Annotated in this window: 15 protein-coding genes, 1 tRNA gene, 1 pseudogene and 1 riboswitch; of the genes and pseudogenes, 5 read left to right on the plus strand and 12 right to left on the minus strand. The window is 63.5% G+C overall.

Annotation, left to right across the window (positions count from 1 at the left end; genetic code table 11):
• Positions 1-30: 30 nt before the first annotated feature.
• The 3 genes from NYR54_RS06770 to NYR54_RS06780 all read right to left on the minus strand — a co-directional run bounded on the left by NYR54_RS06770 (position 31) and on the right by NYR54_RS06780 (position 2502).
• On the minus strand, positions 31-1071 hold the full coding sequence (locus NYR54_RS06770; protein ID WP_261514846.1) for a sodium:calcium antiporter: 1041 nt from the start codon (positions 1069-1071) through the stop codon (positions 31-33).
• A 166-nt stretch (positions 1072-1237) separates the two neighbouring features.
• Positions 1238-1312, minus strand: a tRNA-Gly gene (locus tag NYR54_RS06775).
• Between the two features lie 98 nt (positions 1313-1410).
• The gene (locus NYR54_RS06780; protein ID WP_261514847.1) at positions 1411-2502 is read right to left on the minus strand and encodes a 2'-deoxycytidine 5'-triphosphate deaminase; all 1092 of its coding nucleotides are present in this window, start codon (positions 2500-2502) and stop codon (positions 1411-1413) included.
• A gap of 77 nt (positions 2503-2579) precedes the next feature.
• Positions 2580-2657: riboswitch (SAM riboswitch) on the plus strand.
• 43 nt (positions 2658-2700) lie between these two features.
• Between NYR54_RS06780 and NYR54_RS06785 the strand changes: the two genes are divergently transcribed.
• Positions 2701-3891: an O-succinylhomoserine sulfhydrylase gene (locus NYR54_RS06785; RefSeq protein WP_261514848.1), complete on the plus strand. Its 1191-nt coding sequence runs from the start codon at positions 2701-2703 to the stop codon at positions 3889-3891.
• A 75-nt stretch (positions 3892-3966) separates the two neighbouring features.
• Here NYR54_RS06785 and grpE read toward each other — a convergent pair whose 3' ends face one another.
• The 3 genes from grpE to hrcA all read right to left on the minus strand — a co-directional run bounded on the left by grpE (position 3967) and on the right by hrcA (position 6151).
• On the minus strand, positions 3967-4638 hold the full coding sequence (gene grpE / locus NYR54_RS06790) for a nucleotide exchange factor GrpE (protein ID WP_261514849.1): 672 nt from the start codon (positions 4636-4638) through the stop codon (positions 3967-3969).
• Positions 4639-4710: 72 nt separating this feature from the next.
• A complete protein-coding gene (locus NYR54_RS06795; protein WP_261514850.1) occupies positions 4711-5007 on the minus strand; it encodes a putative quinol monooxygenase in 297 nt (98 codons plus the stop codon).
• A 73-nt stretch (positions 5008-5080) separates the two neighbouring features.
• Positions 5081-6151 (minus strand): heat-inducible transcriptional repressor HrcA, encoded by a 1071-nt coding sequence (gene hrcA / locus NYR54_RS06800; protein ID WP_261514851.1) that lies wholly within the window; start codon positions 6149-6151, stop codon positions 5081-5083.
• Between the two features lie 154 nt (positions 6152-6305).
• Here hrcA and rph point away from each other — a divergent pair, with 154 nt between their 5' ends.
• The 4 genes and pseudogenes from rph to hemW all read left to right on the plus strand — a co-directional run bounded on the left by rph (position 6306) and on the right by hemW (position 9241).
• Positions 6306-7022 carry a ribonuclease PH gene (rph, locus tag NYR54_RS06805; RefSeq protein WP_261514852.1) on the plus strand — a complete coding sequence of 239 codons (717 nt, stop codon included), beginning with the start codon at positions 6306-6308 and terminating at the stop codon, positions 7020-7022.
• Between the two features lie 9 nt (positions 7023-7031).
• A pseudogene (locus NYR54_RS06810) lies at positions 7032-7446 on the plus strand (VOC family protein).
• Positions 7443-8084, plus strand: coding sequence for an RdgB/HAM1 family non-canonical purine NTP pyrophosphatase (rdgB, locus tag NYR54_RS06815; RefSeq protein WP_261514853.1), 642 nt, complete (start codon positions 7443-7445; stop codon positions 8082-8084). Before NYR54_RS06810 ends, rdgB begins: the two are co-directional and overlap by 4 nt.
• 2 nt (positions 8085-8086) lie before the next feature.
• Positions 8087-9241: a radical SAM family heme chaperone HemW gene (hemW, locus tag NYR54_RS06820; protein ID WP_261514974.1), complete on the plus strand. Its 1155-nt coding sequence runs from the start codon at positions 8087-8089 to the stop codon at positions 9239-9241.
• 38 nt (positions 9242-9279) lie between these two features.
• Here the strand turns inward: hemW and recF are convergent, their stop codons facing one another.
• The 6 genes from recF to NYR54_RS06850 all read right to left on the minus strand — a co-directional run bounded on the left by recF (position 9280) and on the right by NYR54_RS06850 (position 16686).
• Positions 9280-10464, minus strand: coding sequence for a DNA replication/repair protein RecF (recF, locus tag NYR54_RS06825; protein WP_261514854.1), 1185 nt, complete (start codon positions 10462-10464; stop codon positions 9280-9282).
• Positions 10461-11579, minus strand: coding sequence for a DNA polymerase III subunit beta (dnaN, locus tag NYR54_RS06830; RefSeq protein ID WP_261514855.1), 1119 nt, complete (start codon positions 11577-11579; stop codon positions 10461-10463). Before dnaN ends, recF begins: the two co-directional genes overlap by 4 nt.
• Positions 11580-11812: 233 nt before the next feature.
• Positions 11813-13342, minus strand: coding sequence for a chromosomal replication initiator protein DnaA (gene dnaA, locus NYR54_RS06835; protein ID WP_261514856.1), 1530 nt, complete (start codon positions 13340-13342; stop codon positions 11813-11815).
• A 785-nt stretch (positions 13343-14127) separates the two neighbouring features.
• Positions 14128-14394, minus strand: coding sequence for a 30S ribosomal protein S20 (gene rpsT / locus NYR54_RS06840; RefSeq protein WP_261514857.1), 267 nt, complete (start codon positions 14392-14394; stop codon positions 14128-14130).
• Between the two features lie 176 nt (positions 14395-14570).
• Entirely contained in the window at positions 14571-15467 is an 897-nt protein-coding gene (gene mutM, locus NYR54_RS06845; protein ID WP_261514858.1) for a bifunctional DNA-formamidopyrimidine glycosylase/DNA-(apurinic or apyrimidinic site) lyase, read from the minus strand.
• Entirely contained in the window at positions 15460-16686 is a 1227-nt protein-coding gene (locus NYR54_RS06850) for a phosphopentomutase (RefSeq protein ID WP_261514859.1), read from the minus strand. The genes mutM and NYR54_RS06850 overlap by 8 nt, the downstream gene beginning before the upstream one ends.
• Between the last annotated feature and the right edge of the window lie 47 nt (positions 16687-16733).

The raw sequence follows: 16733 nt of genomic DNA on the forward strand, positions 1-16733 counted from the left end.
GCCGGCAGCGTCACGATCGAAGGCGAGGGCCTAGCCGTGGAAGGCAAGCAGCCCCAGCCCGAACAGGAAAGCGAGGATCACCGTGAGCGAGTCGTAGCCCACGCCGCCCAGGGTGGCGTCGCGCCGCTCTAGAAGGCCGATCAGGAATATGGCAATGAGCACCGCGCCGATGAGTGCCGAGAGCACCTCGAACTGCCCCAGCTCGCCGATCACCGGGCCCCCCGCATAAACCGCGTCCGCAAGCACGAAGAGCGAGAGATTGACGAAGTTCGTCCCCAGAATCTGGCCGAAAGCCATTTCGTAGCGGCGGATGCGCACGGACTGCACGACGGTGCTGAGTTCCGGCGTCGAAGTCGCGATGCCGATCAGTGCAAATCCGACCAGGCCGGAGCCGAGGCCCGACTGTTCCGCGATCGCATCCCCGGTCTGCGACAGCGCATAACCCGCTAGGAAGATCACGAGCCCTAGGCCGCCTGCCCTCCAGATCGCAGCGCGAAGCGATTCCTGAAGAACGGCCTCGCTCTTCGTTTTATCGCGCACATCTTCCGCCTCGTCGCTCACCGTCCAGGAGCTGCGGTGCCCATAGCCGGACGCGAGCCAGAAAGAGCCGACGCTGACGGCCGTGATGCTCACGCTCCAGACGCCCACGCCAAGAAACCGGACATCGCCCACCGTGACGGCAATGGCGATCATGATGAGCACCAGGATGCAAAGCACGCTCATCATGAGCGTGGAGGGGCTGGCGACCACCGATGTCAGGGCGCCGGCGCGCACGAGCGTGTCGCCGATGGCCAGAAGAAAAATGTTGATGGCTGCGCTGCCAAGGAGATTGTTCAGGGCGAGGGCCGGATTGCCGATCGATGAGGCCGTGATCACGTTGGCCACCTCCGGCAGGGACGTGATCACCCCCAGAAGCAGCATGCCGGCGAAGACCTGCCCCAGCCCCGTCAGGTGGCTGATCCGGTCCACATGAAGCGTGAGCCGTGTTCCGCCCCACCAGACGGCGCAGCTTGCGACGAGAAATATGGCCGCGTTGATCCCTATCGGGTTCTGGTGAGTATCCAGCAGCAACGCGCACTCCGCTATTTTACCGGTGAATGCCGCCGCCCCGATTCAGGTTGCATCCCGGGGACCTGCCTAGAACGTCTCGCCACGTCGGCCATCTCGCTGCCGGCGTGAATAGCTAGCACTCGCGCCGCGAGGTGTTATCCGGAACCAAGAATTTCTTGAAGAAATCTGGAGCGGGCGATGGGGATCGAACCCACGACATTCAGCTTGGGAAGCTGACGTTCTACCACTGAACTACGCCCGCGCCGTACGGAGCGGCTCTCTTCTTACACGAGGAGGAAGAGCCTAGACAAGAAGGAAAGAGGCCGCACAGCAGCCTTCCCAAGCCGGATTCGCCGCCCCTCAGGGCGCGCGAAAATGCTTCGACAGTTTCAGGGCCTGTCCCTGGTAGTTGGACTTCCTGTCCGTGCCGTAAAGCGTGCGCGGCTCCGCACTCATGCGCTCATAGATCAGCCGGCCGACGATCTGCCCATGCTCCAGGATGAAGGGCACTTCGTGGCTGCGCACTTCCAGTACCGCGCGGCTTCCCGTGCCTCCCGCCGCCGAATGGCCGAAACCGGGATCGAAGAAACCGGCGTAGTGAACGCGGAACTCCCCGACCAGCGGGTCGAAGGGCGTCATTTCCGCCGCATGGGAGGGAGGCACATGTACCGCCTCGCGGGAAACCAGGATGTAAAACTCATCCGGGTCAAGCACGAGGTCCCTGGAGCCGAAATTGTAAAGCGGTTCCCAGAAATCCGTCACGGCATAGGCCGCCTTCCGGTCGACATCAATGAGCCCCGTGTGATGTTTGGCGCGATAGCCGACGAGTCCGCCCGGCCCGCCCTCGAGATCAATGGAAAGCGCAATGCCGCCGCCGGAGATGTTCGGCTGCTCGGCCGCAACGAGCGTCTCACGCGCATGCAACGCGGCAAGATCGTCACCCGACAGCTGGGAATTGCCGCGGCGGAAACGGATCTGCGACAGTCGCGAGCCGGGCCGCACGACGATCGGGAAGGTGCGCGGGCTTACTTCGAGATAGAGCGGACCACGATACCCCGCCGCGATCTTATCGAACTCGGGACCGTAATCTGTCATCACGCGGGTGAAGATATCGAGGCGGCCCGTGGAGCTTTTAGGATTGGCCGAGGCGGAAACATCCACGGGCAGCGCCAGGCTTTCCATGAGCGGGACGATATAGACGCAGCCCGTCTCCAGCACCGCGCCCTCTCCAAGCCTGATCTCGTGCAGCTTCAGCCGCTCAAGCTTGTCGGCCACCCGGCAGCCAGGGCCAGGCAGGAAGCTCGCGCGCACGCGGTAGGCAACATCGCCGAGCCTTAGATCCAGGCTGGCCGGCTGAATCTGGTCAGGGTCGAGCGGCAGCGCCGCGGCAAGCGCGCCCTTCTCAAAAAGCGCCTCGATTTCCGTATCCGGCAGGATGCCCGCCTTCGCCAACTCTTTCCTCCGTGCAATGCCTGCCGGACCATGAATGCGCCTTGCGATTGACGCAAGTAAAACCACCGTCTAAAGAGGGCTTATCCCGTGGTGATTTGGCCGGTCGGCTTGCAGCCACGTTAAACAAGTCGCTAAAAGGCCGCGCTCGTTCCCTCGGACCGGCTTTTGCGGCCGTTTTTATGATGATGGGAAAGAGCGATGATGAAGAGATTCCGCGACGATTGGAAAGACGAAACCCGCCTTGTGCATGGCGGCACCCTGCGCTCGTCCTTCGGCGAAACCTCCGAGGCGATCTATCTGACGCAGGGCTTCGTCTACGAGAGCGCGGAGGCCGCTGAATCGCGCTTCAAGGGCGAGGAGCCCGGTTTCATCTATTCGCGCTACGCCAATCCCACGGTGGACATGCTCGAGCAGCGCATGTGCGCACTGGAGGGCGCCGAGGATGCGCGTGCCATGGCCTCGGGAATGGCCGCCGTCGCCGCCGCGCTGCTTTGTTCGCTCAAGGCGGGGGATCACGTGGTGGCGGCCCGCGCGCTCTTCGGCTCCTGCCGCTGGATCATCGAAACGCTAATGCCGCGCTATGGCATTGAATCCACGCTGGTGGACGGGCGAAGCATCGATGCCTGGGAAGGCGCGGTGCGCAAGAACACCAAGCTCTTTTTCCTCGAAAGCCCGACGAACCCTACGCTGGAGGTCTGCGACATCGCGGCAATCGCCGAGCTTGCGAACAGCATTGGCGCCCGGCTGGTGGTCGATAACGTCTTTGCTACGCCTATTCTGCAGAAGCCACTGGAGCTCGGCGCGCATGTGGTCGTCTACTCGGCCACCAAGCACATCGACGGCCAGGGCCGTTGCCTGGGCGGCATCATTCTTTCCGACAAGGCCTGGATCGACGAGCATCTGCACGACTATTTCCGCCACACTGGCCCCAGCCTTTCGCCCTTCAATGCCTGGACGCTGCTCAAAGGCTTGGAGACGCTGCCTATTCGCGTGCAGCGGCAGATGGAAAGCGCTTCCCGCATTGCCGACTATCTTGCCGACCATCCGAAGATCGCCCGCGTGGTCTATCCCGGCAGGCCGGACCACCCGCAGGCCGACATCGTCAAACGTCAGATGAAGGGCGGCTCCACCCTGATCTGCCTTGACGTCAAGGGCGGCAAGGAGAGCGCCTTTGCCTTCTCCAACCGGCTCAACATCATCGGCATCTCCAACAATCTGGGCGACGCCAAGAGCCTGATTACCCATCCGGCCACCACGACGCACAAGAACCTGGCGGAGGAAGCCCGCCTGGAAGCTGGAATCAATCCCGGCACCCTGCGACTTTCCGTGGGGCTGGAGAATGCGGACGATCTTCTGGCCGATATCGAGCAGGCGCTGGCGGGAGTGTAAGGCCTGTTTGGCTTCACAGGGCGGGCGGCGCGAAGTCACTTTGCGCGCTGGCTTCCGGCCGCCCTGGCGACACGATCAGTTCGCCGGACCCTCGGCGTTGTTCTCCTCGGCCGGCGTGTCTTCCTGCGCGGGCGCCTCCGCCGCGGCATCCTGCCCCTTAGGGCCGCCCTTGGACACGCCCACCATGGCGGGTCTTAGAACACGCTCACCGATCATGTAGCCTGCCTGCACCACCTGGACGACTGTGCCGGCGGGCACATTCGGGTTCTCGACCTCGAACATCGCCTGGTGGAAATGCGGGTCGAACTTGTCTCCCTCGGGATCGATGCGCCGCACGCCGTGGCGCTCCAGAGCGGCGAGCATGGCGCGCTCCGTCATCTCCACGCCTTCCACCAGCGCCTTCAGCGCCGGCCCGGCCTGGTCCCGCGCCTCCTGGCTGACGGCCTGCAGCGCGCGCTGCAGATTGTCCGTTACAGTGAGCATATCGCGCGCGAAATTGGTGATGCCGAAGGCGCGCGCGTCCGCCACGTCGCGCTGGGTGCGCCTGCGCAAATTCTCCATATCGGCGGCAAGCCGCAGCGCCCGCTCCTTCAGTTCCTCATTCTCCCGGGCCAGACGCACCAGGACGTCTTCCTCGGAAACGCCGGCCTCGTTCTGCTCACCCGCGGTGGATTCGGCCGCCTCGGGGGCCTGCTCCTCGGGCGCGACATTCTCGGGTGCGTTCTCGTCCTTGGGATGCGTGCTCATTCCCTGCTCATACCGTCTGATTGCTAAACCGCGCCGGATATCGATGTTCGGGGGAGCAAAATCAAGGGGTGCTCAGCCACCGAGCCCCACCCCGCCAACCGGCGCCGTACGGATATGGCTGTCGAACCCGGTGATCATCGGCCGCGCCCTGGCAATGGCGGCCTGTACCTGCGGCAGGGAGAGCGAAGCCCGGTGGCTGTCCTCGCTATCCCACACCTCCGTGACCCAGATCGCATCCACGTCGGCCTCGTCCTTGGCCACGATGTAGCTGAGGCAGCCAGGCATCTGGGTGGTCGATTCCAGCAGAATCGCGATCAGCGCGTCCCTTTGTCCCGGTACGGCACGCATCTTGCCAATCAGGCCAAACATATCCCTCTCCTCTCAATCCATTGGTTTTCAGACAATAACGGGCAGGCAACGGTGCCCGCCCAGGCCACGGTTCCTACCGCAGCATGCGGCTTACGAGCTGTGCCGTGTAGTCCACCATCGGGACAATCCGCGCATAGTTGAGCCGTGTAGGACCGATGATGCCGAGCGCGCCCACGATGCGCGCCTGCTCGTCCCTGTAGGGGGCGACCACCAGCGACGAGCCGGAGAGCGAGAAGAGCTTGTTTTCCGATCCGATGAAGATGCGCACGCCGGGCCCCTCTTCCGCGAGCTGCAGAAGCTGGATCAGCGCCTCCTTGGTCTCCAGATCCTCGAACAGGTGGCGCAGAAGCTCAAGATCGGCCTGAGCGCTGACATTTTCGAGCAGCTTGGCCCTGCCGCGCACGATGAGCCGCGCCGGAATATCCCCCTCCGCACCAGCCCAGATCGCCAGACCCTGCTCCACGAGCGACTGGGAAAGCGTATCGAGCGCAGCGCGCGTCTCCTCCTTGAGGCGGGCCATTTCAGCCCGGGCCTCCGCAAGGGTGCGGCCGCGGATATGCGCGTTCAGATAGTTGGACGCCTCGACAAGCTGCGCCGCCGTGACTCCCGCTGGAAGGTCGATGACACGGTTCTCGACATCACCATTCTGCATGACGAGAATCGCGAGCGCCTTCCTCGGCTCAAGCTGGATGAACTCGATATGCTTGAGGGGCGCTTCGGTTTTCGCGGCGATCACCAGACCGGCCCCGCGCGAAAGGCCGGAAAGCATCTGGCTGGCTTCCGTAAGCAGATGCTCCAGCGAATGGGCCTGCCCGGAAGCCTTGATCTGCGCATCTATGACATTCCGCTCCGCTTCCGAAAGGTCGCCAATCTCCATGAAGGCGTCCACGAAGAAGCGCAACCCCTGCTGCGTCGGCAGCCGCCCGGCCGAGACATGCGGCGAATAGATGAGCCCGAGCTGCTCCAGATCGCTCATCACATTCCGCACCGTGGCGGGCGAAAGGCTGGTCGGCAGAAGGCGGGAAAGATTGCGCGAACCGACCGGCTCCCCGTGCTCGAGATAGCTTTCCACGATAAGGCGAAAAATGTCGCGTGAGCGCGCGTCCAGATTTTGCAGAGTTTGGTCGGTGACGGGCTTCGTCATGGCTCGTCCTTCTCCTGCCGAAAAGTATAAGCGGCCCCGCGGAGAACACAACTGTGGAGCCGTTGCCCCGCCAGGATTTTCCTTTGCGTAGAATAAGAAGGAGGGCTAAAAGCCGCCGACGAGCACCAGCACCGAACCGGGAGACGCCTAGCCTATGCGACCATCGAAACGCCAGCCAGACGAGATGCGCGCAGTCAGCTTCGAGCGGGGCGTGTCCAAGCACGCTGAAGGCTCATGCCTCGTCCGTTTCGGGGATACGCATGTGCTGTGCACTGCCAGCCTCGAAGAAAAGGTGCCCGCCTGGCTGCGCAACTCCGGAAAGGGCTGGATAACCGCCGAATACGGCATGCTGCCACGCGCCACGGGCGAGCGTACGCGGCGGGAAGCCGCCAGCGGCAAGCAGAGCGGACGCACGCTGGAGATTCAGCGCCTGGTCGGCCGCAGTCTGCGCGCAGTGGTTGACCTTACGGCACTTGGCGAGTTGCAGATCACGGTCGATTGCGATGTTCTGCAGGCGGACGGCGGCACGCGCACGGCGGCGATCACTGGCGGCTTCGTCGCCCTTTACGACTGCCTTGCCTGGATGCAGGCACGGCAAATGATCACGATAGACCGCGTGCTCAAGGATCATGTCGCAGCCGTTTCATGCGGCATCTGCGAAGGCGTGCCCGTGCTCGATCTCGATTATGCCGAGGACTCTGCGGCCGGCACGGACGCCAATTTCGTCATGACCGGCAGTGGCGGCATTGTCGAAATTCAGGGCACGGCCGAGGGCGCGCCCTTCAGCGAGGAAGAGTTCCAGGCGCTGCTCGCGCTTGCCAGGAAGGGAATCGCGCGGCTCATCGAGCTGCAGAAGATGGCGGTGTTGTAAGAGGCGCACATGCAGCCCTCGCGGATTCTGGAAGCCGCTCTTTATGTGAACGACCTCGAGGAAGCCGAGCGCTTCTATGGCGGCGTACTCGGCCTCGAACGAATCGCCAAGGTGGAAGGGCGGCACGTCTTCTTCCGCTGCGGAGATGCCGTGCTTCTCCTGTTCAACGCACAGGCGACGAGGACGCCTCCGGAGCCGGGCACCCGACTGCCGGTGCCGCCGCATGGCGCGGACGGCCCGGGGCATCTCTGTTTCGCCGCAAATGCCGAGGAAATCGAAGCCTGGAAGGACCTGCTAAAGGATCGCGGCGTGGATATCGAAGCCGATTTCGAATGGCCGAAGGGTGGGGCGGTCGATCTATTTCCGCGATCCGGCGGGCAATTCACTGGAATTTGCCGAACCACGCATCTGGGGGCTGCCGTGAGGCCTATTCCTGATAAGGCATTCGTGCTTGCCAGCCACAACAAGGGCAAGCTGCGCGAGTTTGCGGATCTGCTCGCACCCTTTGGCTACAATGTCCGCTCGGCTGCCGAGCTCGGCCTCACCGAACCCGCAGAGACGGGCACGACCTTCGAGGAGAATGCTTATATCAAGGCCCACGCCGCCGCCACGGCCACAGGCCTGCCGGCGCTCGCCGACGATTCAGGCATGTGCGCTGATGCCCTTGACGGTGCGCCCGGCGTCTACACCGCCGACTGGGCAACGAAGTCGGATGGCAGCCGCGACTTTTATATGGCCATGGAGAAGACGGAAAAGCTCTTGCGAGAGAAGGGCGCCATTTCCCCTGAACAGCGGCGCGCGCGCTTCGTGGCCGTCCTGTGTCTGTGCTTCCCGGACGGCGAGGCAGAATATTATCGTGGGGAAGTGGAAGGGCGGCTCGTATGGCCGCCGCGTGGAAAGCTCGGCTTCGGCTATGATCCCGTCTTCCAACCCGACGGCTATGCGACGACATTCGGCGAGATGACGGCGGAGCAAAAGCACGGCTGGAAGCCGGGTGAGCCGCATGCCTTGTCACACCGCGCCCGTGCCTTCAAGAAATTCGCCGAGGCGCGGCTGTCATGAAAATGTCGGACGATGGTCCGGGCTTCGGCGTCTACGTTCATTGGCCTTTCTGCGCGGCCAAGTGCCCCTACTGCGACTTCAACAGCCATGTGCGGCACCAGCCGGTCGACCAGCCGCGTTTCGCGGCCGCTTTCGCGCGGGAGATTGCGCATATGCGCGAACGCACGGGGCCGCGCACCGTCTCCAGCATCTTCCTGGGCGGCGGTACACCCTCGCTCATGGAGCCGAAGACCGTTGCGGCAATCCTCGATGCGATCGCCGCGCAGTGGCGCGTGGAACCGAGCGTTGAGATTACCCTCGAAGCCAACCCGTCCTCTGTCGAGGCTGAACGTTTCCGGGGCTATCGCTCGGCAGGCGTGAACCGCGTCTCGCTGGGCGTGCAGGCGCTGAATGACAACGATTTGCGCTTTCTCGGGCGGCTGCACGATGTGGAGGAGGCACTGGGCGCCATCCGGCTCGCGCGCTCGATCTTCCCGCGCATGTCCTTCGATCTGATCTACGCCCGGCCCGGCCAGACGGTTGAGGCCTGGAAAGCGGAACTGGAAGAGGCGATCGGCTATGCGGCCGACCACCTGTCGCTCTATCAGCTGACCGTCGAGGAGGGCACGCCCTTTCATGCGCTGCGGGCCGCTGGGAAGCTGGTGGAGGCCGATCCGGACCTTGCCGCCGATCTCTATCAGGTGACGCAGGAGGTAACGGCCGCCCGCGGTCTGCCGGCCTATGAGATCTCCAACCACGCCAAGCCTGGCGCGGAAAGCCGGCACAACCTCATCTACTGGCGCTACGGCGAATATGTGGGCATCGGCCCGGGCGCGCACGGGCGGTTTATCGAGGACGGGCGGCGCGTGGTCACCTTCACCGAGAAGCATCCAGAAACCTGGCTCGCCCTTGTCGAAGCAAGGGGTTCCGGCGTGGTGGGCGGCGAAATTCTAACCCGCTCGGAAGAAGCGGACGAATATCTTCTGATGGGTCTGCGGCTTACAGAGGGCATTGACCTCGACCGCTACGAGCGGCTTGCCGGTCGGCCGCTTGCCCCGCAGCGGGTGGCCATGCTGCGCGAGGAGGGCCTGCTTGCCCCTGTAGGCAATTCGCGCCTGCGCGCCACACCTTCCGGCGTGATGGTTCTCGACGCGCTGGTGGCCGACCTCGCACGATAGCCAAACGACAATCCAGCCCTGCCGAGCAGTCAGGGCGCTTAAGGCAGAGGGCGCACCGAACCGGACAAAACGGTGAGAAACTGGGCCCGGCCCTTGAGGCTTGAAAAGAGCGCCGCCTCCGTGCCCGTCATGAAGACCTGGCAGTTAAGGTCCTCCAATATATCGAACAGGGCGGCGCGGCGGTCGGCGTCAAAATGGGCGGCGATCTCGTCCAGGAGCAGCACCGGTGCCATGCCGGAAAGCTCCCCCGTCAGACGCGCATGAGCAAGCACGAGGCCAACGAGCAGCGCCTTCTGCTCACCGGTGGAGCAGCGTTCGGCCGGCATGTCCTTGGGTGCATGCCGCACCAGAAGATCGCTCCTGTGCGGACCCTCAAGCGTCCGGCCCGCCGCCCGGTCGCGCGGGCGCTCCCTTCTGAGCCGCTCGCGGAAATCTTCCTCCACCTCCACGGCAGGCATGCCTTGGCCGATTGCTTCATCGATCGTGCCCTCGAGCGAGAGCAGCGCCTGAGGAAAGGCGCCTCCAGTCGGAAGGCGCTCGATCATCGCGGAAAGCAGTCGCAACACCTCCGTCCGGGCCGCCGCGATTGCTACACCCGTCTGCGCCATCTGATGCTCGATGGCCTCGAACCATGCGTCGTCGCGCACGTCATCGGCAAAGAGTCGGTTTCGCGCGCGCATGGCCTTCTCATAGTCGAGCGCGCGCCGCCCATGGGCGGGGTCGATGGCGAGAACTAACCGGTCGAGAAAGCGCCGCCGATCACCCGCCGGGCCGGTGAAAAGCGCATCCATGGCCGGCGTCAGCCAGATCACGCGCAGCCAGTCCAGCAAGGCCTCAGCGCTTCGCGCGTTTTCGCCGTCGATGCGCACGCGGCGCATGGGTTCGGAGCCTTCGCCAGCGGCGCCTGCCGTACCGGTGCCGATGCGCCTTGTGCCATAGGGTCCTTCCACGTCGGCATGTATGGCAAACCCGTCTGGCGCGCCGATGCGCGTCACCTCGGCAAGGGTGGCGCGCCGCAGCCCCCGGCCTGGAGACAGGAAGGACACGGCTTCGAGCAGATTGGTCTTGCCCGCGCCGTTCTCGCCGGTCAGCACCACGGCACCCGGCTCCAGCGCGAGCCGCAGCGTGTGGTAGTTGCGAAAATCCGCAAGCCCGAGGCTGGCGAGATAGACCCGCGCAGGCCGCCCGCTCCGGTCGCCAGCTGCGGAAGGCGCCTGGGTCACACCCGCATGGGCATCAGGACGTAGAGCGTGCGCTCGTCGGACGTGTCCTGAATGAGCGTCGGCGAGCCAGCATCGGCCAGCAGGAACCTCGCCTCGCTGCCCGAAAGCTGGGCGGCGACGTCAAGGAGATAGCGGGCGTTGAAGCCGATCTCCAGCGGCTCGGCGTCATATCCTGCCGGAATCTCCTCCGTAGCGCTGCCCGAATCGGGATTATTGACGGTGAAGGTCACCTGCCCGTCCGCAAGCGACAGCTTCACCGCGCGCCCGCGCTCGGACGAGACGGTGGAGACGCGGTCAACCGCGGCGGCGAAGCTCTGCCGGTCGATGATGAGTTCCTTGTCGTTGTTCGTGGGGATGACGCGCTGATAGTCCGGGAACGTCCCGTCGATGAGCTTCGATGTGAGGATGACGCTGCCGATGGTGAAGCGGATCTTGGTATCGGAAAGCTCCACGGTGACGGCCACATCCGGATCGTCCACGAGCTTCTGCAACTCGCCCACCGTCTTGCGCGGGATAATGACGCCCGGCATGCCTTCCGATCCGGCCGGCGCCTCTATTTCGGCACGCGCGAGCCGGTGGCCATCCGTCGCCACCGCACGAAGCTTCAGCCCGCTGTCCGATTCGAGCGTGTGGAGATAGATACCATTGAGATAGTAGCGCGTCTCCTCCGTGGAGATGGCGAACTGGGTCTTCTCGATCAGATCGCGCAGCGCGGAGGATTCCAGGCGGAAGATGTGCGAGAACTGGCCCGCCGTCAGCGCCGGGAAGTCTGCCTGCGGCAGGCACTGCAGACGGAAGGTCGAGCGCCCTGAGATGACCGAGAGCGACTGACCGCTTTCCTCCATCTTCAGCATCACTTCCGCCCCCTCGGGGAGCTTGCGCACGATGTCATAGAGCAGATGAGCAGGAACCGTAGTGGCGCCTGCCTGCTCGACAACGGCCGGAGCAGCCTCCGTTATCTCCAGATCGAGATCGGTGGCCTTCATCTCCAGGCTAGCGCCGTCGGTAGTAAGCAGCACGTTGGACAGGATAGGGATCGTGTTCCGCCGTTCCACCACGCGATGGACGTGCCCGAGAGATTTCAGAAGATTGGAGCGTTCAAGAACTACGCGCATGAGCTGTGAATCTCGCCTGGAAGAGAGCGCAATCGACCCGGCAAACGCGCTGCCGGGACTTGGCTCTACGAGAGGCCAAACTGACAGGAATTCCCGGTGAAAGGCAAGCCCGCGGAACGGCTTCAACCGTTTTCCGCAGGCTTTTTGGGGATAACGCACCCCGTGAGGCGTCCCGCACGGCGCTTCCGCGGTCGCCTGCGTCTTAAGGCGCTGGCGCGGCTATTCTTCCGTAGTTATGCCTGCTCGGCGATCAACCGCTTCAGGAGTTCGATTTCCTGGGCAAGCTGCTTGTCGCCGCTCGACATGCCTTCGATCTTGCGAACCGCATGCAGCACCGTCGTGTGGTCACGCCCGCCGAAGCGGCGTCCGATTTCCGGCAACGAGCGAGGCGTCATGACCTTGGCCAGATACATCGCCACCTGCCGCGGCTTGACGATGGAGCGGGTACGCCGGTTCGAAAGCAGCTCCGTCTTGGAGACGTTGTAATGCCGCGCAACGATGCGCTGGATGTCCTCGATGCGCACACGCCTCGGCTCACCGGTACGGCAGACGGGGCCGAGAATTTCGTCAATGCGGTCGAGCGTGATCTGCGGCTCGAAGGAATGGCGGAAGACGAGCTGATTGAAAGCCCCTTCGAGCTCACGCCCGCTGCCGGTGACCACCCGCGCCACATGCTCCAGCACTTCCGCCGGAATGGTGAGCGAGGCGTCCTCGGCTCTGGCGGCATTGTAGCGCTGCTTGAGAATGGCAAGCCGCAGCTCGTAATCCGGCGGACCAATCTCCAGCGAGACGCCACCATTAAGCCGCGATTTGACGCGCGGTTCGAGCGATTCGAGTTCCGAGACCGGACGGTCGGCCGCCACGACCACCTGCCGGGCACTGTCGAGCAGCATATTGAGCAGGTGGCAGAATTCGTTCTGGATCGACTTGCCCTGGAGGAACTGCATGTCATCGATGATGAGCAGATCGATATCCCGCAGCTGCTCCTTGAGCGTCAGGGCATTGTTGTCGCGGATGGCGGTCGCGAACCGCCACATGAAATACTCGGCCGTGAGATAAACCACGCGCGACTGCGGCCGGCTGTTGAGCGACGAGGCCGCGATCGCCTGCAGGAGGTGCGTCTTGCCGAGGCCGACAGAAGCATGAAGGAACAGCGGGTTGAAGCGTATGGCCCCGGCGGCGGATTCCGCCACGGTGCGCGCAGCAGCGCAAGCCACGCGGTTTGATACACCCTCAATGAAGGATTCGAACGTATAGCGCGGATCGAGCGGGGAGCCGAAGGCGCCGGGCCGCTGCGGCTGTTCCGTCCGCTGCGTGGGCAGAGCGGTAACGCGCGTTCCGGTAGGCACGCCAGCAGCTGCCTGCGGCTGGTGCAATGTCTTTCGTGCAGGCGCCGCCTTGGCCTCGGCGCGGACAGGCATGCTGCGGGTTGCGGTGCGTACGACGATCTCCACCTTCAGAACCGTGGGCTCCTCCTTCTTCCACAGTTCCGTAATGAGATCGAGGTAGTGACCGTTGATCCATGTGCGCAGAAAGGCGGTGGGAACCGAGATGCGAACCACTCCCTTGGAAGTTTCGGCGAGCTTCATGCGGCCGAACCAGCTCGAGTAGACCTCGCTTCCGAGGCGGGCCTTCAATTGGGCTCTCACCCTGTCGAATATCGCTATGGACCCGCAGGAATTTTCCCCTTCTTCCTTCCGGGCTGCTGCTGGATTGTGAAAAGAGAACCCTCCCCCAGTTTCCCTCTCGACGCCGCTTTGCATCCTCGTGTCCCTGTTTAAAATAGCTTCTTTCTCTAACGGGCTTCCCGGCAAAGAGTGCCTGACTGCCCGTTCTTTGGCTTTCACCGGCACCTGCAATAGTGCCTTCTCTCATACCTCTTGCTGCTGTAAACCGACCCCCTGACCTGTACCTCTCCGCTGGGGGCGGCGCCCCTCCTGATGCCGCACCCACCGCCGGACCAAACTCACCCTGCAGCCGATCCAGACCACTCCCAATCGCCGAGTCAAAACACTCCAATCCACGCGAAAAAGATTCCGCGCGTCGAAGACCATCGACTATCCTTGGTTTTTCGGGCTCAGGGCCCTGCCTCAGCGATGCCCAGACATTACCGAAACTCGTGCGGCAAGGGCAAGGGCGGCGCCAGCGCATTTTTCGTCAATGACGCCTCCCTGCGGCTTTGTAACAACACTCTCCACCAGCGACGGAAGCGTTAAACCATTTTGATTCAAGAAGCTTTTCGGGGCCCTTCTCGCGGCAGCCGTGGATCGAAAAAAAAACAAAAAATACCCTTGACTTTTGCGCGTGGTTTGACCCTGCCGAACGATGGGGTTTTGCTGTGGATAAACTTCCGTAACTCATTACTTCCATTACATAAAATAGCTTTATGCAATCTCTGCGATAAGGTCCTGTATGACAGTTTTCCTAAAGAAATGCGACATGACGCCGGCAAAATAAATTTGGCGCAACAGCTCTCCCTTTGCCAAGCCATTGCCGGCAAAGGAAAAACCCGGCCGGACGGCCGGGCCGGCATCGATGTGAAGGATGATCAGGCGTTCAACGTCTTCACACGCCGCGCGAGTCGCGAAACCTTCCGCGCCGCCGTGTTGCGATGCACCACGCCCTTGGAGGCAGCGCGCATCAGCTCCGGCTGGGCAGCACGCAGCGCCTGCTCGGCTGCGGCCTTGTCACCGGATGCAATGGCCTCCTCGACCTTGCGGACAAAGGTGCGGATACGCGAGCGGCGCGCCTTGTTCACTGCGGTACGACGGGCGATCTTGCGCGCCGCCTTCTTGGCCGACGGGGTATTGGCCATAATTCCTCTCTCGTTCAGTCGTGACAACCGGACCGGTCGCGAAGCATGCTGGTCCTGGCGCAAACAAAGGGCGGCCCCAAGGCCACCTCAGTCGAGGCGGCTTATAGTCGAGGCTGCCAGAGCCGTCAACGGCTTACGCATGAGGCGTGCGCTTCCGGCGCAGGCAATGCGATTCACTATCGCTGACAGGTGGGGCAGTAGAAGGTGGATCGGGCGCCCTGTACGATGCGTTGCACGGTGCCCGTGCATCTCTCCTTGCGGCAGGGCTCGCCTTCGCGGTCATAGACGCTGAAGGAATGCTGGAAGTAGCCCAACGAGCCATCCGCCTGCACATAGTCGCGCAGCGACGAGCCCCCGGCGGCAATCGCGTCCGCGATCACCGCTCGGATGGCCTCTGCAAGCTGTTCGCTGCGGCGCGTGGCGGCACCGTTGCGGCCGGCGATGGTGGCTGCGATGCGGCGCGGCGAAAGGCCCGCCCGCCATAGAGCCTCGCAGACATAGATATTGCCGAGACCCGCGATTACGCGCTGATCCATCAGGGCCGCCTTGAGCGAGGTACGCTTGCCCTGAAGCAGACTCGCAAGCAGTGCGCCATCGAGTTCATTGCCCGTAGGCTCCACTCCTAGGCCCGCCAGCAGAGGATGGCTCTCGAGATCCGCCGTCTCTGCCAGCAGCATGAACCCAAAACGTCGCGGATCGTTGTAGATCACGCGCAGGCGCGCCCCCTCCGGCCGCCTAAGATGGAAGACTACGTGGTCGTGCTTACCGTCCTTGGAACGCTGGTGGTGAAATCTCCCCCTGATGGATGATTCCTCCCCTGCCCTCTCCACCCGGAAGGAACCTGACATTCCCAGGTGGGAAATCAGAACGGCACCATCTTCCATGTGAACGAGCAGATATTTCGCGCGTCTGGCCAGAGTCGTGATGCACCTGCCTGCAAGCCGCTTGTCGAGGCCCGCAGGCAGCGGAAAGCGCAGATCGGGGCGGCGGGTTTCGATCCTTTCCACGAGCGCGCCCTCCATCACCGGCTCCAGCCCGCGCCGGACGGTCTCGACCTCCGGCAGTTCAGGCATTGGGCGCGATCACCGACAGGAAGGAGCGCCCATGCAGCCCGGCCGGCAGACCCAGATGGGCGGCTATGGTCTCTCCAATGTCCGCATAGCTTTCCCTGAGGCCGATCGAGCCAGCGGAGAGGCCCGGCCCCGTGCCGAAAACGGGAACGCGCTCGCGCGTGTGATCGGTCCCCTTCCATGTCGGGTCACAGCCGTGATCAGCCGTGAGGATCAGAAGGTCGCCATCGCGCAGCCTGGCCAGCGCCTCCGGCAAGCGAGCATCGAACGCCTCAAGCGCCGCGGCATAACCCGCCACATCGCGGCGGTGGCCGTATAGCGTGTCGAAATCGACGAAATTGGCAAAGACCAGATCGCCCTCCCGCGCATCATCCATGGCCTGCAGAGTGGCGTCAAACAGGGTCATGTTGCCTGTCGCCTTGCGCACCTCGGTCACGCCCCTATGCGCGAAGATGTCGCCGATCTTGCCCATACCAATGACCCGGCCTCCGGCCGCCTCGACCCGGTCAAGCAGGGTGTCCTCAGGCGGCGGCACGGCATAGTCGCGGCGATTGGCCGTGCGCTCGAACGTATCCGCGCTTTCTCCAATGAACGGACGAGCGATAACGCGGCCTATCCGGTAATCATCTACAATCCTGCGCGCCGTCTCGCAGAGACTGTAGAGCCTTTCGAGCCCGAAATGATGCTCATGCGCGGCGATCTGGAAGACCGAATCGGCGGAGGTATAGCAGATCGGCTTTCCGGTGCGGGTGTGCTCCTCACCCAGCCGCGCGATGATCTCCGTGCCCGAGGCGTGGCAGTTGCCGAGGATGCCGGGAAGCCCCGCCTCCCTGATCAGCCTCTCTGTGAGCGCCTCGGGAAAGGCGGGTACGGTCTCGGGAAAATAGCCCCACTCGAAGAGCACCGGCACGCCGGCGATCTCCCAATGGCCGGAGGGCGTGTCCTTACCGCTCGATTTCTCTTGTGCGGCGCCAAAGAAGCCCGTGATGCCTGCCGGAGGCTCGCGCCCCGCAGCGATCGCCCCCGCGCCGTCAAGCCCGAGCGCGCGCATGTGCTGCAGCTTGAGCGGACCATGCCTCAACCCCGCGCGGTCGGCTTTTCCCTCAGCGCAGGCCGCCTCGATGTGGCCGTAGGTATCCGCGCCCTCATCGCCAAAACGCGCGGCATCCGGTGCATGGCCGATGCCGAAGGAATCGAGAACGAAAAGGAAGGCGCGTGCCATTGAACGTCTCCGAAAGCCTCAGAGACATAGAGGCGTGGGCAAGGCTT

This window comes from Chelativorans petroleitrophicus (assembly GCF_025398195.1).
GTDB lineage: Bacteria > Pseudomonadota > Alphaproteobacteria > Rhizobiales > Rhizobiaceae > Chelativorans > Chelativorans petroleitrophicus.

Bases quoted from the DNA above. Each gene is read 5' to 3' on its own strand.
- NYR54_RS06785 (WP_261514848.1), top strand. From the start codon at position 2,701: ATGATGAAGAGATTCCGCGACGATTGGAAAGACGAAACCCGCCTTGTG.
- grpE (WP_261514849.1), bottom strand. From the start codon at position 4,638: ATGAGCACGCATCCCAAGGACGAGAACGCACCCGAGAATGTCGCGCCC.
- NYR54_RS06795 (WP_261514850.1), bottom strand. From the start codon at position 5,007: ATGTTTGGCCTGATTGGCAAGATGCGTGCCGTACCGGGACAAAGGGAC.
- hrcA (WP_261514851.1), bottom strand. From the start codon at position 6,151: ATGACGAAGCCCGTCACCGACCAAACTCTGCAAAATCTGGACGCGCGC.
- rph (WP_261514852.1), top strand. From the start codon at position 6,306: ATGCGACCATCGAAACGCCAGCCAGACGAGATGCGCGCAGTCAGCTTC.
- hemW (WP_261514974.1), top strand. From the start codon at position 8,087: ATGTCGGACGATGGTCCGGGCTTCGGCGTCTACGTTCATTGGCCTTTC.
- dnaN (WP_261514855.1), bottom strand. From the start codon at position 11,579: ATGCGCGTAGTTCTTGAACGCTCCAATCTTCTGAAATCTCTCGGGCAC.
- dnaA (WP_261514856.1), bottom strand. From the start codon at position 13,342: ATGCAAAGCGGCGTCGAGAGGGAAACTGGGGGAGGGTTCTCTTTTCAC.
- rpsT (WP_261514857.1), bottom strand. From the start codon at position 14,394: ATGGCCAATACCCCGTCGGCCAAGAAGGCGGCGCGCAAGATCGCCCGT.
- mutM (WP_261514858.1), bottom strand. From the start codon at position 15,467: ATGCCTGAACTGCCGGAGGTCGAGACCGTCCGGCGCGGGCTGGAGCCG.
- NYR54_RS06850 (WP_261514859.1), bottom strand. From the start codon at position 16,686: ATGGCACGCGCCTTCCTTTTCGTTCTCGATTCCTTCGGCATCGGCCAT.